Origin of the sequence: Vogesella indigofera, from assembly GCF_028548395.1 — a bacterium.
In the GTDB taxonomy this organism is placed as follows: domain Bacteria; phylum Pseudomonadota; class Gammaproteobacteria; order Burkholderiales; family Chromobacteriaceae; genus Vogesella; species Vogesella indigofera_A.
Genome location: NZ_JAQQLA010000003.1, coordinates 217780 through 234865, shown reverse-complemented (window position 1 = coordinate 234865; position 17086 = coordinate 217780). Strand labels below are relative to the sequence as shown.

The following is a 17086-nucleotide window of genomic DNA, read 5'->3' as shown; positions in this document are numbered from 1 at the left end:
TATTCCCTCTGTGCATTGTTATTCATGCTGTTCCGAACGCCTGTTTGATTGACGATCTGGCCCGATACTACCTAGAGACGAAGCTGTTATCCAGCTTTTTCGAGCATTCGTTCCAAACATTCGTTTCAATGAAACAACACATCAAATGCACTCAGGAAATGATTCTGGATTTGCCATCGGTATCGATGGCGACGTAGGTGGCAATCACCTCGGTAATCGACACCACTTCGCCGCCAAGGCGCTCCGCCTCCACCGTCACCTTCAACGTGACTGACTTCTGCCCGAGACGGAAACACTCGGCATACAGTGACACCACGTCACCGACATGGATGGGGCTGGTCAGCTGGAAGGCATTGACCGCGACCGTCGTCACCGGTCCCTTGGCCAGCTTTTCGGCGCAGATGGCACCGGCGGTATCGATCTGGAACATCAGCCAGCCGGCGTGGACGCGACCGTGGGCATTGGTACTGCGCGGCTCAGCGCGCAGGCGCAGCACCGGCACGCGAACAACTTCGGGTTGTTGCTGCGGGGATGGGGTCATGTTGTCTCTCTCGATGGCACTCTGTCGACAGAGTGCTATCGACAGAGACGGGCGTGGCCGCCCGACTCCTTATTGTTTAGCCGATCAGAAGATCAGCCGCTGCAGCATTTTGTCATCATGCTGCTCAAGTTTCATGTCGAAATCATCGACCATGATCACGTCACGCTTCAGCTTGCGCGCACGCGTCACGGCGTCAAATTCCTGCTGCGTAATCTGGCCGGACTGCAACGCTTCCGCCAGCCGCTCACGCGCGGTGACAGTCTTGAACTTGCCATCACGCCCCAGTTTGCGCAACTTTTGTTCCAGCGGCTCGGTCTCCAGCATCGCTTTCAGCGCCGGCTCCAGCACGCCGAGCGGATCAGATTCATCGCTCGGCGCGAAGATACCACGGGTCAGCCGTTCGCGGGTCGGACCCAGCTCCATCAGCAGCCGTGCCACCCTGGTGCCGGTGTGGTCGCTAGCCGGCTTCATGGTCAGTCCCCACGGGAAGATCACCTTGCGCAGGATTGCGGCCAACGTTCGGCTCGGCAAGTTGGCCAGGAAGCCATCCATCGCCTGCTGCAGGTCGTACAGCGCATTCTCCACCGCCCACTGCAGCACCGGCAGGTCTTCCTTCGGCGCGCCATCACGTTCGAAGCGCTTCAGGCAGGCAGAGGCGATATACAGGTTGGACAGCATGTCGCCCAGGCGCGCCGACAGCTTCTCGCGGAATTTCAGCGAGCCGCCGAGGCTGAACATCGCCATGTCGGACAGCAGCGCAAAGGCGCTGGAGAAACGGGTCAGCTGCTTGTAGTAGGCGGCCACTTCGCCGCCTTTCGGGCTGCCAACCAGCCTGGCGCCGGTCAGGCCCATCCACAGCGAGCGGAACACGTTGCTGATCACGAAGTTAATGTGGCCGGTGATGGCCTTGTCGAACTCGGTGGCGTCATTGCTCATCGCCGCCTTCATCTCGCGCAGCACGAACGGATGGCAACGGATGGCGCCCTGGCCGTAGATGATCATCGAGCGGGTCAGGATGTTGGCGCCTTCCACCGTGATCGCGATCGGGATCGCCTGGTAGGCACGCGCCAGATAGTTGCGCGGCCCCAGCACTACCGCCTTGCCGCCATGGATGTCCATCGCGTCGTTCAGCGTTTTGCGCATGCGCTCGGTGTTGTGATACTTCAGCACCGCGGACAGCACCGAAGGTTTTTCGCCGATATCGAGGCCGGTCAGCGCCAGATCCTGCGATGCTTCCATCTGATAGGTAAAGCCGCCGATGCGCGCCATCGCCTCGTCCACGCCTTCGAACTTGCCGATGGAGAGGCCGAACTGGTCACGGATGCGGGCGTAGGCGCCGGTGGTGTAGGACGCCACCTTGCCGGAGGCAACCGACATCGCCGGCAGCGAGATGCAGCGACCTACCGACAGACACTCGACCAGCATGCGCCAGCCCTGACCGGCATACTCGCGGCCGCCGATGATCCACTCTAGCGGGATGAACACGTCCTTGCCCCAGGTCGGGCCGTTCATGAACGCGGCGCCACCGGGGAAGTGGCGACGGCCAATGCAGACGCCCTCGTGCTCGGTCGGCACCAGCGCGCAGGTGATGCCCAGTTCTTCCTTGTCACCCAGCAGGTGATCCGGGTCGTACATCTTGAATGCGAGGCCGAGAATGGTGGCCACCGGCGCCAGCGTGATCCAGCGCTTTTCCCAGCTCACGCGCAGGCCGAGCACGTCGTCAAAACGTTGGCCGCTGCGCGGATCGGTGTAGCTGCCGCGGCAAACGATGCCGTAGTCGGGAATGGCGCCGGCATCGGAACCAGCGTAAGGACTGGTCAGCGCGAAGCACGGCACTTCCACACCCCTGGCCAGACGCGGTAGGTAGTAGTCTTTCTGCGCCTCGGTACCGTAGTGCTGCAGCAGTTCGCCAGGGCCGAGCGAGTTCGGCACCATCACCGACACCGCGGCAGTGCCGCCGCGGGTGGCGATCTTGGTCACCACCTTGGCGTGCGCGTAGTTGGAGAACTCCAGACCGCCGTACTTCTTCTTGACGATCATGCCCAGGAAGCCGTTGTCCTTGATGAACTGCCACACGTCCTCAGGCAGGTCCTTCAGCTCGTGGGTGATTTTCCAGTCGTCGACCATCTTGCACAGCTGCTCGGTCGGACCATCCAGAAACGCCTGCTCTTCGGCAGTCAGTTTCGGGTCCGGGAAGGACAGCAGGCGGTTCCAGTCCGGCTTGCCGGAGAACAGGTCGCGATCCCACCACACGGTACCGGCGTTGATCGCTTCCTGCTCGGTCTGCGACATGGCAGGGGTGATTTTCTTGAAGACGGAGAACACCGGACCGGTGAATACGGCGCGGCGCAGTGGTACCAGATTCAGCACCAGCGCGATGACGGCAAACAGCGCCCACACCGCAAGCGGGACCTGGCAGCCCCAAACCGGCTGCAGGCTGGCAAGCCAGCCCGCGATCACGACAGTCCATGCCACAACGGGAGCGCGGAAATACGCGAGCGCCCCGAGCAGCAGGATCAGAACAATAGCAGATGTCATTATGGTTACCCTCGTGTTGACCTCGTGGAGTCAATCAGACGGGCGCCGTCAACCCCGCTACGACGAAAGGCACCAGGTGCTTGACCACCATGTCCGGGTCACGGGCGGAAACCACCTGACTGCGGACAAAGATCTTCAGCACATCATTACCGGCGAAGGCATTGAACATCACGCCAAAGGCAAAATGCATGCGCCAGGCAATATCTTCGGTTTCAAACTGCGGCAAAGCTGCCTGGAAGGCACTGGTATAGCGCTGTACAAACACGCTGTACTGCTGGTTCAGTGCCTCGCGCAGCAGGCGGTGATTTTCCACCAGCGTGCGCGACATCAAGCGGACAAACAGTGCCCCGCCCTTGGTTGGGTCTTTTGACAACATCAGGCAGGGCTTGATGAAGGTCAGTACCAGTGCCTCGGCGGTCAGGGCTTGTCCGGATTGTTCCAGCGCGTCGAGTTCGGCCAGACAGGCAGCCACAAACGGACCGATCCTGCGCATGAATACCGACTCGAACAGCGCATCCTTTGAACCGAAGTGGTAGTTCACAGCGGCCAGGTTGACTTCAGCCTGCTGTGTGATCATGCGAAGTGAGGTGGCCTCGAAGCCATGTTCGACAAACAGCCGTTCGGCAACATCGAGTATCCGAGTTGCGGTATCGGGTTTGTTCACTTCCATGTCGTCTTGCACTTTCATCGGATTGAGTAATTGCGTCGCCTTGTCCATCATGATTTTAGAACAAGCGTTTGAAACTTACGTTTTAATTTGATGCCTGTCAAGAAATGCATTCCTGAAGCCTCCCGCGGTAAACACAAGTAAAACGGCAGCCCTTAGTCTAGACTGCCGTTCGATTGAAACAAACGTTTTTTATTACAAGCCTCTAGCGAGATCCGCCTGCAGGTCGTCGACATGCTCCAGACCGACGGCAACCCGCAACAGTCCCTCGCTGATGCCGGCCCGCGCCCGCGCCTCCGGCGTGATGCGTGCGTGAGTGGTCGATGCCGGATGGGTCAGCGTGGTCTTGACGTCGCCGAGGTTCGCGGTGCGAGAAATGACCTGCACCGCGTCCACCACCCGCCAGGCTGCCTCGCGGCCGCCCTTGACTTCGAACGACACCACCGCACCGCCGCTGCGCTGCTGCTTTTGTGCCAGCGCGAACTGCGGATGGCTTTCCAGCCCCGGGTAGAACACGCGCGCCACAGACGGCTGCTGTTCCAGCCAGCGAGCCAGTTGCAGCGCATTGGCGGAGTGCTTTTCCATGCGCAGGTGCAGCGTTTCCAGACCGGACAGCAGCACCCAGGCATTGAAGGCGGCCAGGGTCGGACCGGCGGTGCGCACGTGCAGGTAGATCTGTTCGATCAGCTTGTCGTTGCCGACCACCGCCCCGCCCAGCACCCGGCCGTGACCATCGAGGTACTTGGTGGCGGAGTGCACCACCAGATCGGCGCCCAGCTGCAGCGGCTGCTGCAGTGCCGGCGAACAGAAGCAGTTGTCGACCACCAGCAAGGCACCGGCTTCATGCGCGATGTCGGCGACGGCGGCGATGTCGGCCAGCTCGGTGAGCGGGTTGGACGGCGTTTCCAGGAAGAACAGCTTGGTATTGGGCTTCACCGCCGCCCGCCACGCCTCAGGATCGGAGGCGTCGACATAACTGGTCTCGATATTGAACTTGCCGAGAATGCCGTTGAACAGGTTGATGGTGGAGCCGAACAGGCTCTGCGACGACACCACGTGGTCACCGGCCTTGAGCAGGGTCAGCATGGTGGCCTGGATCGCGGCCATGCCGCTGGCGGTGGCAATCGCGCGCTCGCCGCCTTCCATTGCGGCCAACCTTTGCTGGAAAGCGCTGACGGTCGGATTGGTAAAACGGGAATAGGTGTAGCCTTCGATCTCGCCCATGAACATGGCGGCGGCTTGTGCGGCCGTATCAAAGGTGAAGCTGGAGGTCAGGTGCAGGCTCTGGCTGTGTTCGCGGTATTCGCTGGTTTCGCGGCCGGCGCGGATGGCCAGCGTCTCGGGATGCAAGGGGGGACAGGTGTCTTCGCGCGACATGGTGGGCTCTCGTACGGCGTATGGCTGAAAGACTTTCAACAATAACAAGGGTTGGCCGCAACAGCCAACCCTTGTCGTTATATAGAAATTCAGATCAGGTTTTGTTCGGCAACATTCAGGTTGAGATCGACCATCTGGTTGCTGCTGTCTTCCTCTTTCTGCTCGCTGGCCGTCTTGCCCTTCTTGCGTGCAGCCTCGATGGCATCGAGATAGGCTTCGTTGATGTCACCGGTGATGTAGCAACCGCTGAAGCAGGAGGCCTCGAACACGTTCAGTTCGCCGTTCAGGCTCTGTACCGCCTGTTCCAGCGCTTCCAGCTCCTGGTAGATCACCGCATCGGCGCCGATTTCGGCGGCGATCTGCGCGTCGTTGCGCCCGGTGGCCAGCAGTTCGGCACGGGTCGGCATGTCGATACCGTAGACGTTGGGGAAGCGCACCGCCGGTGCCGCCGAGGCGAAGTACACCTTCTTGGCGCCGGAGTCGCGCGCCATCTGCACGATTTCCTTGGAGGTGGTGCCGCGCACGATGGAATCGTCCACCAGCAGCACGTTGCGGCCAGCGAATTCCAGCGGCACCGGGTTCAGCTTCTGGCGTACCGACTTCTTGCGTACCGCCTGCCCCGGCATGATGAAGGTACGTCCGATATAGCGGTTCTTGATGAAGCCTTCGCGGTACGGCAGACCCAGCGCATTGGCCAGCTGCATCGCGCTCTGGCGGCTGGAATCCGGAATCGGGATCACCACGTCGATATCGATGTCTGCGTACTGGCGACGGATTTTCTCGGCCAGCATCTCACCCATCACCAGACGCGACTGGTACACCGACACGCCGTCGATCACCGAATCCGGACGCGCAAAGTACACGTACTCGAACAGGCACGGTGCGAGCTGGGTGTTCTCGGCACAGATGCGCGCCTGCATGTCGCCGTCAAAGGTGACGTACACGCACTCGCCCGGCTGCACGTCGCGCAGCACCTTGAAGCCGGAACAGTCCAGCGCCACCGATTCGGAGGCGAACATGTACTCGGCCTTGCCGTCGACCTCGGTGGCACCCATCACCATCGGACGGATGCCATGCGGATCGCGGAACGCCACCAGGCCGTAACCGGCGATCATCGCCACCACAGCGTAGGCGCCCTTGACGCGACGATGCACCGCCTCCACCGCCCCGAATACCGCATCCGCGGTCAGCGTCGCGTTCTCGACGCGGGCCGCGATCTCGTGCGCGAACACGTTGAGCAGCACTTCCGAGTCGGAGTTGGTGTTGATATGGCGCAGGTCATTGCGGTACATGTCCTGCTTCAGTTCGTCGGTATTGGTCAGGTTGCCGTTGTGCGCCAGCACGATACCGAACGGCGAGTTGACATAGAACGGCTGCGCCTCGGCCAGGCTGGATGCCGAGCCGGCTGTGGGGTAGCGCACATGACCAATGCCTGCATTACCGAACAGCGACCGCATGTTGCGGGTGCGGAACACGTCCCGCACCAGGCCGCTGCCCTTGTGCATGTGAAAGGTCTTGCCATTGGCCGTAACAATCCCGGCTGCGTCCTGACCACGGTGCTGCAACAATTGCAAACCGTCATACAACAGCTGGTTTACGGGTGACTGACCCACCACCCCCAAAATTCCACACATAGCTCATCCCCAGACTACACGAGTAAAAACAAGGGGTGACAGCGGATCGCGCCATCACCCCTCTTGGTACTGCTAAAAAAAGTGCACCGCTTGCGCCAGCGTATCCGGCAGCCACGGTCGGGCAGCCATCGCCACCGTCTCGAAAGGCTGTACCAGCAAGGCATCGTGCCAAAAACTCTGTTGCGGCATGGTACTCATCCCACCCAGCATCACCAGCACCGTGACCAGCAGCAGGCCACGGGCCAGGCCGAACACGACACCAAGAAAACGGTTGACGCCACCCAGACCGACCGCATCAATCAGCGCGGTCAGGGTCACGCGAAACAGCGCTGTTGCCAACCAGGTCAGCAACAGCAAAACCACAAAGGCCGCAATCAACTGTATACCCTGCCCACCCAAAGGCATGAAGCCGGCCAGATCCGGGGCGAAACTGCGTGCCACCCAGAACGCCAGCAGCCACGAACACAGCGACAGCAGCTCGGCGGCCAGACCGCGGAACAGCGCTACGGCCATGGAACCAAAGATGATGGCAAGAATCAGCCAGTCAAGAGCCGTCAGCATCATTTGGTGACGATAATTCCCGACACGCCGGCTCGTTCCAGTTTACGCAACGCAGCATCGGCTTCGGCACGGCTGCCGAACGGGCCGACACGCACCCGTGTCACCTCGCCCTTGCTGGTCTGCACCTTGCTGAAACGGGCGGCAACGCCGACGGCGGACAGGCGCTGCTTCAGCGCGCTGATCTTGTCCGCATCGGACAGCGCGGCCAGCTGTACCTGGTATTTTTCGGCAGTCGCCGCTGGCGTGACGGCGCGCGGTGCCTCCGCCTCGCGCCCTTCCAGAATCGCCGCAGGGTCCGGCGCCGCCTTCTTCTCCGCGGCTACCGGCTCGGCCTTCTTGTCGGCCACTTTCGGCACCACCGGTTTCGGCTCGGCCGGCTTCGGTTCTGCCGCTTTCGGCACTACGGGTGGTGTCACCGCTGCAACCGGGGCCGCCGGCACGACAGCCGGCGGACGACTGGCCTCGGCGGCGGGCGGTGGTGCCAGCACGCTGTCTTCCGGCGGCAGCGTGGCGAGAATGTCGGTTTCCAGCGGCGCCGAGGCCGCCACCGGCGGCAGTGCGACCGGGGCCGGCGTCGGTGCCGAGGCCGGCAGGCCGGAGATCTCTACCTGCTCGGGCTTCATTTCCTGCTCCGGCAGCGCATCCAGCACATTCCACAACACGGTGGTGGCCACCAGCACCAGCACGATGGCGCCGACCAGGCGGCGACGCGCCCGTTTGCGCAGCATCAGCAGTTCATCGTGTGCGGAAAGAGACATCTGGCGTCCTCAGGCGTGAGTGGATTTCGCGGCCATCACTTCGGCGACGGTATGGAATGATCCAAAGACCACGATTCTATCATTCTCCCCTGCCGCCGATAAAGCCGCGTGCCACGCATCGGCGACGCTGGCGAACGGTTTCACCTTGGCCACGCCCTGCGCATGCAGCTGGCTTGCCAATGCCGCGGCAGTTTGGCCACGCGGCATATCCAGACCGCCGACGAACCACTCGTCGAACTCGTCCTTCAGCGCCGCCACCACCGCCGGCAGGTCCTTGTCCGACAGCATCGAGAACACCGCAAAGCGGTTCTGCGCGTAGGCCATGCGCTTCAGGCTGTCGGCCAGCGCGCGTGCGGCGTGCGGATTGTGACCGACGTCGAGTATGGTCAGCGGCCGTCCCGGCAGCACCTGGAAGCGGCCCGGCCAGTCGACTTCCAGCAGGCCGCGCTTGATGGCGCCGATGCCGACCGGCAGCAGCGGCCGCAGTCCTTCCAGCGCCGCCAGTGCCGCCGCGGCGTTGATCATCTGGTACTCGCCGCGCAGCGCCGGTACCGGCAAGGCGTGGCGGTGCACCTCGCCCATGTGGAACGACCACTGGTGATCGAGACGGGTGATGCCGAAATCCTTGCCGACCAGCTTGAGATCGGCGCCAAGGTTGGCCGCATGCTGCAGCAGGCTTTGCGGCGGATTGGGGTCGGCGCAGATCGCCAGCTTGCCAGCGCGGAAGATGCCGGCCTTCTCGAAGCCGACCAGCTCGCGGGTGTCGCCGAGATAGCCCTGGTGGTCGAGATCGACGCTGACCACCACCGACACTTCCGGCTCGAAGATGTTGACCGCGTCGAGACGGCCGCCGAGGCCGACCTCCAGCACCGCGACATCGACCTGTTCGTCGATGAAGGTGTGCATCGCCGCCAGGGTGCCGAACTCGAAATAGGTCAGCGTGGTGTCGCCCCGCGCCGCCTCGATGGCGGCAAAGCTGTGCACGATGCGCTCGTCGCTGACCGGCTGCATATTGATGGCAACGCGCTCGTTGTAGCGCAGGATGTGCGGCGAGGAGTAGGTGCCGACCTTGAAGCCGGCGCGCTCCAGTATGGTGGACAGCATGGCGCAGACCGAGCCCTTGCCGTTGGTGCCACCGACCAGCACCACCGGGAACGTTGGCCGCAAGCCCATCGCTTCGCGCACCGCGCTGACCCGCGCCAGGCCCATGTCGATGGCGGCGGGGTGGATCGATTCCAGATGGGAGAGCCAGTCGTTCAGAGTGTCAAAACTTGCCATGCTTGATTACATCCGTTCGGTTTCAGGGTTGCCGGCGCCACGGCACCAGCGCACATAGACGCGCAACGCGCGGTGGGTATCGGCCGGCACCGCGTCCGGCCACACCAGCAGCCGGTGGCGGCGGCCGTTGTCGTCGCTCACGCACAGCGCCACCAGCAGCGGCAATGCGACACTGGCCGGCTGCAGGCTGACACGGCAGCTCCGGCCGCCCTGCTGCAACTGCAGCACACCGCGCATGTCGACGGCAAAGCCGTCGAAGGTTGGCCGCAGCATGCCGCTCTGGCGCAGTACCTGCCAGCCACAGCCCGCGGCCGCCAGCAGCATGAGCAGCGCCACGCTCACCAGTGCGACGGCGAGGCGTGACGGTGCCAGCGTGGCGGCAATGGGGCTGACGCGGCTAGCGTGCATCGCGGCGACGGTCAGTCTTCGTCAACGTCGACCGGAGAATTCATGATGTCGGCGTCGACGGTGTCCAGCAGCGTGGAGTGCACCTCGACGTCGAACCACTCCCAGAAGGTTTTCAGCGAGCGGTCCTGCGGCCACAGCGCCTCGTCTTCGTACCACGACGACAGCTCGATGCGAAACAGCTTGTCGAACATCTCGTCGATGTGGCTGATCGCCTCTTCTGGCTCGTCGAATTCGGGCAAAAGGATCACCGTGCAGTCGGCACGCAGCGCGTCCAGCGACAATTCGATCATGTCGTTGTCCGGTACGGCATTCAGCCACGCCAGAAACGGGGCCTTGGGCTTGATAACGGCAACGGAGCGATCAACAAAGTACATGGCAAATCCTTTCGCATTGACCTGCAGCGCAGGTCTTCGGTTGGCGCGCATTGTAACAGCGACCGCCCCCGAGGCGAAGGGCGATGCAGCCACATGCTACAATCCGCTCCATTGCAATAAGAAGACAGCCTCCCGCATACCATCATGGCCCTGATTACCGTAGAAAAAGCCTGCCTCGCCTTTGGTCACCACGCCCTGCTCGACAAAGTGGATTTCTCGCTGGAGCCCGGCGAAGTCGTCGGCCTGATCGGCCGCAACGGCGCCGGCAAGTCGTCGCTGCTGAAGGCGATTGCCGGCAGCATCAAGCTCGATGACGGCCGCATCAACCAGCAGGGCGACCTCAAGGTCGCCAACGTGCCGCAGGAGCCACTGTTCAGCGAGGGCCACACCGTGTTCGAGGCGGTGGCCGAGGGGCTGGGCGAGCTGCAGCAGCTGCTCACCGACTACCACCACATCACCCAGCAGCTGTCCGACCCTGCGGCCAACCATGAGCAGGTGATGGCGCGCATGACCCACATCCAGCAAGAGCTGGAAGCGCGGGACGGCTGGCAGTTCGACGCGCTGATCAGCACCACGCTGTCGCACCTCGACCTCAACCCGGATACGCTGGTCAGCGACCTGTCCGGCGGCTGGAAAAAACGCGTAGCGCTGGCGCGTGCGCTGGCCTCGCGCCCGGACGTGCTGCTGCTGGACGAACCGACCAACCACCTCGACATGAGCGCCATCGAGTGGCTGGAAGGGCTGATGAAGAACTTCAGCGGCAGCGTGCTGCTGATCACCCACGATCGCCGCTTCCTCGACAACGTCGCCACCCGCATCATCGAGCTGGATCGCGGCATCCTGCGCAGCTACCCCGGCAGCTTCAGCGCCTACCAGGTGCGCAAGGCAGAAGAACTGGCGATCGAGGAAGAACAGAATCGTCTGTTCGACAAGTTCCACGCACAGGAAGAAGTGTGGATCCGCAAGGGCATCGAGGCACGCCGTACCCGCAACGAGGGCCGCGTGCGCCGTCTGGAACAGATCCGCCGCGAACGTGCTTCGCGCCGCGAACGGGTCGGCCAGGTCAACTTCCAGCTCGACGCCGGTGAACGCTCCGGCAAGCTGGTAGCCGAGCTGGAGCACGTCAGCAAGGGTTTTGACGGCAAGCAACTGATCCGCGACTTCACCACCCGCATCCTGCGCGGCGACAAGATCGGCCTGATCGGCCCCAACGGAGCCGGCAAGACCACGCTACTGAAGCTGATCCTCGGCGAGCTGGAAGCCGACAGCGGCAGCATCAAGCGCGGCACCAAGCTGGAAGTCGCCTACTTCGACCAGTTCCGCACCCAGCTGGACGAAGAAACCAGCGTCGCCGACATCATCAGCCAGGGCAACGACTTCGTCGAAATCGGCGGCCAGCGCAAGCACGTGATGAGCTATCTGGAAGACTTCCTGTTCTCGCCGCAGCGCGCGCGCAGCCCGGTGAAGTCGCTGTCCGGCGGCGAACGCAACCGCCTGCTGCTGGCGCGACTGTTCACCCGCCCGGCCAACGTGCTGGTGCTGGACGAACCGACCAACGACCTCGACATCGATACACTGGAACTGCTGGAAGAACTGATCGAGCAGTACAACGGCACCGTGTTCCTGGTCAGCCACGACCGCGCCTTCCTCGACAACGTGGTGACGCAGGTGATCGCCTTCGAGGGCAACGGCAAGCTGGAAGAGTATCCGGGCGGCTACCAGGATTGGCTCGACACCAAGGCGCGCATGGCGGCGCTGAAGCAGGAGGCACCGCGCAAGGAGGCTGCGGCCAACGTCGAAACCGCCAAGAGCGAGCGCGATCGCAGCAACCGCACGCAAAAACTGAGCTTTAATGAGAAGCGCGAACTGGAACGGCTACCGGCGGAAATCGCGGCGCTGGAAGGCGAGCAGGCCGAACTGAACCAGAAGCTGCTGGACCCGAACGTGTACCGCGATGCGCCGCAGGATGCGCGCCAGTGGCAGGCGCGCATCGAGGAAATCGAACTGCTGCTGCTGGACAAGCTCGAACGCTGGGAAACCCTGGAGAGCAAACAGTCATGACCCGCCGCTGGCCCGCCCTCTTGCTACTCGCCCTGCTGGCGGGCTGCGCCAGCACTCCCTCGAAAACCGCCGTCAAGCCCAAGCCGCGTCCACCGGCAGCAAGCAACCTGTCGGCGCTCAAGGCCGACGGCGTCAGCCGCGAAATCCTGCTCTACACCCTCAGCCTGCTCGATATCGACTACCAGTTCGGTGGCAGCAACCCGGAGGCCGGTCTCGACTGCAGCGGCATGGTGGCCTACATCTACCAGCACGCCGCCGGCATCAAGCTGCCGCACAATGCGGCACAGATCGCGGCGCTGGCGCGACCGATCGGCAACCACCAACTGCAGGTCGGCGATCTGGTGTTCTTCAACACCATGAACCGGCCGTTCTCGCACATGGGGCTTTATATCGGCGACGGCAAGTTCGTGCACGCACCGCGCAGCAACAGCGTGATCCGCGTCGACCGGCTGGACAACCGCTACTTCGCCAGCCGCTTCGAGGGTGCGCGCACCCTGTTCGGCTAAGCACCATGAGCACCGCGCCCTGGCGGCAACGCTGGCAGCAGTGGCAGTCACTGCTGCCCAAACTGCACCGCGACGGTGCCTCGCTGCCGGCGGCGCTGCTGTTGGCCAGCCTGCAACAGCAGCTCGACAGCGAGCAACTGCAGGTACTCGACCTGCAGTTGCAGCCTGAGGAAAGCGTGCTGGAGCTGGATATACAACAGCCGCTGCGCGCACGCCTGCAATTATTCTTCCACTTCGGCGAGCTCGACTGGCCAAAGCGCACCCTGCTGATCCACTACCGCCTGCAGGGCACGCCGCAGGACAGCGGCCTGATCCGGCGCGCGCTCGGCACCCTGCTGCTGACGGCGCTGGATGCCGGCCTGGGCAGCCATCTGCTGCAAAGGTTGGCCGCAGAGCTGGCTTTCCTCGACATCCAGCCGCAACACATCGTTGTCCACCTCGACCACTTGCCGCTGGCCACACGCTGGCGGACACAGACCTTCCCCGGCAAATCCCTCGCCCGCCACCTGCAGCTGAAAGCGATCACCACCCCGCCCGGCCACCTGCGCCTGACCCTGGGCTGGCACAAGCAAGGGTAATCCCTTACGTCATGCCGCTTTGCAAGTGCAAATGACTATGCTCTTATAGTTACACACCGCTAGACGGTGGCGACGTTGGAGAGCGTCGCAAAAGAACAAGGCCACAGAGCCTCACAACACACATAGGAGAAAACAGTGCAATTGCTGCTTGCCTTGTCGCGTCTTATCGACGCGATCAACGCACGCATCGGTCAGGCTGCGTCTTGGCTTGTCCTGGTGGTCGTGCTTATCAGCGCCGGTAACGCTGTGGTGCGCAAACTGTTCAACATCAGTTCGAACGGCTTGCTGGAAATCCAGTGGTACCTGTTTTCTGCCATCTTCCTGCTGGCAGCCGCCTACACCCTGCAAAAGAACGAACACATCCGCATTGATCTGCTGGTCGGCAAGCTGTCCGAGCGCGGTCAGGCCGTCGTCGACATTGTCGGCACCCTGCTGTTCCTGATGCCGGTCTGCTACCTGCTGATCAGCTTCGGCTGGCCGATGTTCATCGACGCCTGGAACAGCGGCGAGATGTCGTCCGACGCCGGCGGTCTGGTGCGCTGGCCGGTGTTCCTGTTGATCCCGGTTGGTTTTGCGCTGCTGATGGCGCAAGGCCTGTCCGAGCTGATCAAGCGCGTTGCCTTCCTGCAGGGCCTGATTCCCAATCCGGCCATCAAGTCCAACGATCCGCACAAGGAGCCGGTATGAGTCTCGATCTGATGGCCCCGATCATGTTCGTGTCGCTGATCTTCTTTCTGCTGATCGGCTACCCGGTTGCCTTTGCCCTGTCCGCTGTCGGCCTGCTGTTCAGCTGGATCGGCATCCACTTCGATCTGTTGCGCCCCGAGCTGTTGCAGGCCCTGCCCAATCAGGTCTACGACATCATGCGCAACGACACGCTACTGGCGATCCCGTTCTTCACCTTCATGGGGTTGATCCTGGAACGCTCCGGACTGGCGGAAGACATGCTGGACACCATCGGCCAGCTGTTTGGCACCATGCGTGGCGGCATCGCCTACGCGGTGATCTTCGTCGGCGCACTGCTGGCGGCCACCACCGGCGTGGTGGCCGCCTCGGTGATCTCGATGGGGCTGATCTCGCTGCCGATCATGCTGCGCTACGGCTACGACACCCGCATCGCCACCGGTGTGATCGCCGCCTCCGGCACGCTGGCGCAGATCATCCCGCCGTCGCTGGTGCTGATCGTGCTGGCCGACCAGCTGGGCACCTCGGTCGGTGACATGTACACCGGCGCCATGCTGCCCGGCCTGCTGCTGTGCGCGTTCTACGCCGTGTTCATCTTCATGGTGTCACTGGTGAAACCGCAGTGGGTACCGGCGCTGCCACCGGAGGCCCGCACCCTGCGCGGCGCGGCACTGGGCAAGCGCGTGGTGCTGGTGATGATTCCGCCGCTGCTGCTGATCTTCCTGGTACTGGGCACCATCTTCCTCGGCATTGCCACCCCGACCGAGGGCGGCGCCATGGGCGCGGTCGGCGCCATCATCCTGGCGATGATGAACCGCCGTCTGGACACTTCGCTGCTGAAGCAGGCGATGGATTCCACCGTCAAGCTGTCCACCTTCGTGGTGTTCATCCTGATCGGCGCCCGCGTGTTCCGCATCGCCTTCCTCGGCGTTGACGGCGATAAATGGGTCGAGCACCTGCTCACCAGCCTGCCCGGCGGTGCCACCGGCTTCCTGATCACCGTCAACATCATGGTGTTCTTCCTCGCCTTCTTCCTCGACTTCTTCGAGATCGCCTTCATCCTGGTGCCGTTACTGGCGCCGGTGGCGCAGAACCTCGGCATCGATCTGGTCTGGTTCGGCGTGATCCTGGCGGTAAACATGCAGACCTCGTTCATGCACCCACCGTTCGGCTTCGCGCTGTTCTACCTGCGCAGCGTGGCACCGAAGGAAGTTCGCAGCACGCAAATCTACTGGGGAGCGGTACCTTACGTGGTGATGCAGCTGATCATGGTCGGCGCCCTGATCGCCTTCCCGGGGCTGGTCACCGGCTCGCTGCACGCCGAGGTGAAGACCAACGCCGACGATGCGGCGTCGATCATGCAGCAGATGGAAGCGGCACCAAGCAGCGACCTGCCGCAGGGCATCGAGATCCCGGCCAGCGAAGCCTCCGCCGGCGAGAGCGACAGCCAGCAGTCGGACGCACTGCTCAAGGAACTGACTGGCCAATAAGCGGCAAGCGGGGCATCATGCCAGTGGCAATATGCCTCGCTCGCAAAAGCATAACCGTAATACCGATAACATCCTCTGGCGGCACGCATCGCCCGGGACACACAGCAAGCACAACACAAAGGAGATCAAGGTGGAAAGACGTTCGTTTCTGAAGAAAGCCGGTGCGGCCGGCCTGGTAGGCGCCGGGGTATCGGCACCGGTACTGGCCGCCGAAGGCCCGACCATCCGCTGGCGCCTGGCTTCCAGCTTTCCGAAAAGCCTGGGCACCATCTACGGTGGCGCCGAGCAGCTGTCCAAGCGCGTGGCCGAGCTGACCGGCGGCAAGTTCCAGATCCGCAGCTTCCCGGGCGGCGAGATCGTGCCCGGCACCCAGGTGCTGGATGCGGTGCAGAACGGCACCGTCGAGTGTGGTCACACCTGCAGCTACTACTACGTCGGCAAGAACAAGACCTTCGCCTTCGACACCACCATGCCGTTCGGCCTGACCTCGCGCCAGCAGAACGCGTGGCTGTACTACGGTGGCGGCATGCCGCTGCTGCGCGAGTTCTTCGCCAAGTACAACATCGTCAACTTCCCGGGCGGTAACACCGGCACCCAGATGGGCGGCTGGTTCCGCAACGAAGTGAAGTCGCTGGCCGATCTCAAGGGCCTGAAGATGCGCATTCCGGGCTTCGGCGGCGAGATCATGGCCAAGCTGGGCGCGGTACCGCAAACCCTGGCTGGTGGCGACATCTACCCGGCACTGGAAAAAGGCACCATCGACGCCACCGAATGGGTCGGTCCCTACGACGACGAGAAGCTCGGTTTCTACAAGGTCGCCAAGCACTACTACTACCCGGGCTTCTGGGAGCCGGGTCCGAACGTGTCGTTCTATGTCTCGAAGAAGGAGTGGGACAAGCTGCCGGCCGAGTACAAGGCCGCCTTCGAAGCCGCCGCTGCCGAAGCCAACCTCAGCATGCAGGCCGAGTACGACGCCAAGAACCCGGTGGCACTGGTCAGCCTGCTGCAAAAAGGCACCAAGCTGCACCAGTATCCGGCCGACGTAATGAAGGCAGCCCAAAAGGCGGCGTTCGAACTGTACGAGCAGGAGGCTGCCAAGAACCCGGACTTCCGGAAGATCTATACCGAGTGGAAGAAATTCCGCACCCTGCAGCACGGCTGGTCCAACCTTGCCGAAAGCAAGATGGAAAACTTCATGTACGCCAACCGCGTCAAGTAAGGCTGCCAGCCCCCGCAAAAACCGCGCGTCATGCGCGGTTTTTGCTTTTTGCGGTGGCGGCCGCTAGGCTGAAATGAGGCAACCACCGGGGTACCACCATCATGCGCCAAGCCATCCTGCTGTTCTGGCCATCCTTCATCATTGCCGCGCTCGCCACCGGCCTGTTCTTCTCGATCTTCGACCCGCAGGAGCTGACCCTGCACGGCGCGCAGCTGTTTGCCGACAAGCTGTCCGCCTACTCGGTATTCTTCCTGATCGCCTGGGGCTTTGGCGCGCTCAACACCAGCATCGTACTGCTGCTGGAAAAATCCGCCCGCCAGATCAACGGCTTCCAGCCACCACGGGTGGACTCCGAAGCCTACCCCGACGATCCGCCGCAACTGCGGCCATGAGTCGCTGCTCACCGCACCGC

General features: G+C 62.8%; 17 protein-coding genes. 7 read left to right on the top strand and 10 right to left on the bottom strand.

Annotated elements, in window-relative coordinates:
- Positions 1–151: 151 nt before the first annotated feature.
- From PQU89_RS03110 to PQU89_RS03065, 10 genes are all read right to left on the bottom strand, one after another.
- Positions 152–541 carry an acyl-CoA thioesterase gene (locus PQU89_RS03110; RefSeq protein WP_272764565.1) on the bottom strand — a complete coding sequence of 130 codons (390 nt, stop codon included), beginning with the start codon at positions 539–541 and terminating at the stop codon, positions 152–154.
- 84 nt (positions 542–625) lie between these two features.
- The gene (locus tag PQU89_RS03105) at positions 626–3001 is read right to left on the bottom strand and encodes an acyl-CoA dehydrogenase (RefSeq protein ID WP_272764564.1); all 2376 of its coding nucleotides are present in this window, start codon (positions 2999–3001) and stop codon (positions 626–628) included.
- Between the two features lie 112 nt (positions 3002–3113).
- On the bottom strand, positions 3114–3749 hold the full coding sequence (locus PQU89_RS03100; RefSeq protein WP_047966096.1) for a TetR/AcrR family transcriptional regulator: 636 nt from the start codon (positions 3747–3749) through the stop codon (positions 3114–3116).
- 192 nt (positions 3750–3941) lie between these two features.
- On the bottom strand, positions 3942–5123 hold the full coding sequence (locus PQU89_RS03095; RefSeq protein ID WP_272764563.1) for an O-succinylhomoserine sulfhydrylase: 1182 nt from the start codon (positions 5121–5123) through the stop codon (positions 3942–3944).
- Positions 5124–5212: 89 nt separating this feature from the next.
- The gene (gene purF, locus PQU89_RS03090; protein ID WP_272764562.1) at positions 5213–6757 is read right to left on the bottom strand and encodes an amidophosphoribosyltransferase; all 1545 of its coding nucleotides are present in this window, start codon (positions 6755–6757) and stop codon (positions 5213–5215) included.
- 72 nt (positions 6758–6829) lie between these two features.
- Positions 6830–7321, bottom strand: a complete 492-nt coding sequence (locus PQU89_RS03085; protein WP_272764561.1) for a CvpA family protein — start codon at positions 7319–7321, stop codon at positions 6830–6832.
- Positions 7318–8076 (bottom strand): SPOR domain-containing protein, encoded by a 759-nt coding sequence (locus tag PQU89_RS03080; protein ID WP_272764560.1) that lies wholly within the window; start codon positions 8074–8076, stop codon positions 7318–7320. Before PQU89_RS03080 ends, PQU89_RS03085 begins: the two co-directional genes overlap by 4 nt.
- A gap of 9 nt (positions 8077–8085) precedes the next feature.
- Positions 8086–9354: a bifunctional tetrahydrofolate synthase/dihydrofolate synthase gene (gene folC / locus PQU89_RS03075; RefSeq protein WP_272764559.1), complete on the bottom strand. Its 1269-nt coding sequence runs from the start codon at positions 9352–9354 to the stop codon at positions 8086–8088.
- A gap of 6 nt (positions 9355–9360) precedes the next feature.
- Positions 9361–9762: a protein YgfX gene (locus PQU89_RS03070; RefSeq protein WP_272764558.1), complete on the bottom strand. Its 402-nt coding sequence runs from the start codon at positions 9760–9762 to the stop codon at positions 9361–9363.
- An 11-nt stretch (positions 9763–9773) separates the two neighbouring features.
- A complete protein-coding gene (locus tag PQU89_RS03065) occupies positions 9774–10136 on the bottom strand; it encodes a hypothetical protein (RefSeq protein WP_272757706.1) in 363 nt (120 codons plus the stop codon).
- A gap of 144 nt (positions 10137–10280) precedes the next feature.
- Here PQU89_RS03065 and PQU89_RS03060 point away from each other — a divergent pair, with 144 nt between their 5' ends.
- From PQU89_RS03060 to PQU89_RS03030, 7 genes are all read left to right on the top strand, one after another.
- A complete protein-coding gene (locus PQU89_RS03060) occupies positions 10281–12197 on the top strand; it encodes an ATP-binding cassette domain-containing protein (RefSeq protein WP_272764557.1) in 1917 nt (638 codons plus the stop codon).
- Complete coding sequence (locus PQU89_RS03055) at positions 12194–12703, top strand: C40 family peptidase (RefSeq protein WP_272764556.1); 510 nt, start codon at positions 12194–12196, stop codon at positions 12701–12703. Before PQU89_RS03060 ends, PQU89_RS03055 begins: the two co-directional genes overlap by 4 nt.
- A gap of 5 nt (positions 12704–12708) precedes the next feature.
- Positions 12709–13281 carry a hypothetical protein gene (locus tag PQU89_RS03050; protein WP_272764555.1) on the top strand — a complete coding sequence of 191 codons (573 nt, stop codon included), beginning with the start codon at positions 12709–12711 and terminating at the stop codon, positions 13279–13281.
- 135 nt (positions 13282–13416) lie between these two features.
- Positions 13417–13968, top strand: a complete 552-nt coding sequence (locus tag PQU89_RS03045; RefSeq protein WP_047966020.1) for a TRAP transporter small permease subunit — start codon at positions 13417–13419, stop codon at positions 13966–13968.
- Complete coding sequence (locus PQU89_RS03040; RefSeq protein ID WP_272764554.1) at positions 13965–15455, top strand: TRAP transporter large permease; 1491 nt, start codon at positions 13965–13967, stop codon at positions 15453–15455. Before PQU89_RS03045 ends, PQU89_RS03040 begins: the two co-directional genes overlap by 4 nt.
- Positions 15456–15585: 130 nt before the next feature.
- Positions 15586–16674, top strand: a complete 1089-nt coding sequence (locus tag PQU89_RS03035) for a TRAP transporter substrate-binding protein (protein ID WP_272764553.1) — start codon at positions 15586–15588, stop codon at positions 16672–16674.
- A gap of 101 nt (positions 16675–16775) precedes the next feature.
- On the top strand, positions 16776–17066 hold the full coding sequence (locus PQU89_RS03030; protein ID WP_272757712.1) for a hypothetical protein: 291 nt from the start codon (positions 16776–16778) through the stop codon (positions 17064–17066).
- Positions 17067–17086 lie beyond the last annotated feature (20 nt).

Coding starts and splice junctions, on each gene's coding strand:
- PQU89_RS03110 (WP_272764565.1), bottom strand. CDS start 541: ATGACCCCATCCCCGCAGCAACAACCCGAAGTTGTTCGCGTGCCGGTG.
- PQU89_RS03100 (WP_047966096.1), bottom strand. CDS start 3,749: ATGGAAGTGAACAAACCCGATACCGCAACTCGGATACTCGATGTTGCC.
- PQU89_RS03095 (WP_272764563.1), bottom strand. CDS start 5,123: ATGTCGCGCGAAGACACCTGTCCCCCCTTGCATCCCGAGACGCTGGCC.
- purF (WP_272764562.1), bottom strand. CDS start 6,757: ATGTGTGGAATTTTGGGGGTGGTGGGTCAGTCACCCGTAAACCAGCTG.
- PQU89_RS03085 (WP_272764561.1), bottom strand. CDS start 7,321: ATGATGCTGACGGCTCTTGACTGGCTGATTCTTGCCATCATCTTTGGT.
- PQU89_RS03080 (WP_272764560.1), bottom strand. CDS start 8,076: ATGTCTCTTTCCGCACACGATGAACTGCTGATGCTGCGCAAACGGGCG.
- folC (WP_272764559.1), bottom strand. CDS start 9,354: ATGGCAAGTTTTGACACTCTGAACGACTGGCTCTCCCATCTGGAATCG.
- PQU89_RS03070 (WP_272764558.1), bottom strand. CDS start 9,762: ATGCACGCTAGCCGCGTCAGCCCCATTGCCGCCACGCTGGCACCGTCA.
- PQU89_RS03065 (WP_272757706.1), bottom strand. CDS start 10,136: ATGTACTTTGTTGATCGCTCCGTTGCCGTTATCAAGCCCAAGGCCCCG.
- PQU89_RS03060 (WP_272764557.1), top strand. CDS start 10,281: ATGGCCCTGATTACCGTAGAAAAAGCCTGCCTCGCCTTTGGTCACCAC.
- PQU89_RS03055 (WP_272764556.1), top strand. CDS start 12,194: ATGACCCGCCGCTGGCCCGCCCTCTTGCTACTCGCCCTGCTGGCGGGC.
- PQU89_RS03050 (WP_272764555.1), top strand. CDS start 12,709: ATGAGCACCGCGCCCTGGCGGCAACGCTGGCAGCAGTGGCAGTCACTG.
- PQU89_RS03040 (WP_272764554.1), top strand. CDS start 13,965: ATGAGTCTCGATCTGATGGCCCCGATCATGTTCGTGTCGCTGATCTTC.
- PQU89_RS03030 (WP_272757712.1), top strand. CDS start 16,776: ATGCGCCAAGCCATCCTGCTGTTCTGGCCATCCTTCATCATTGCCGCG.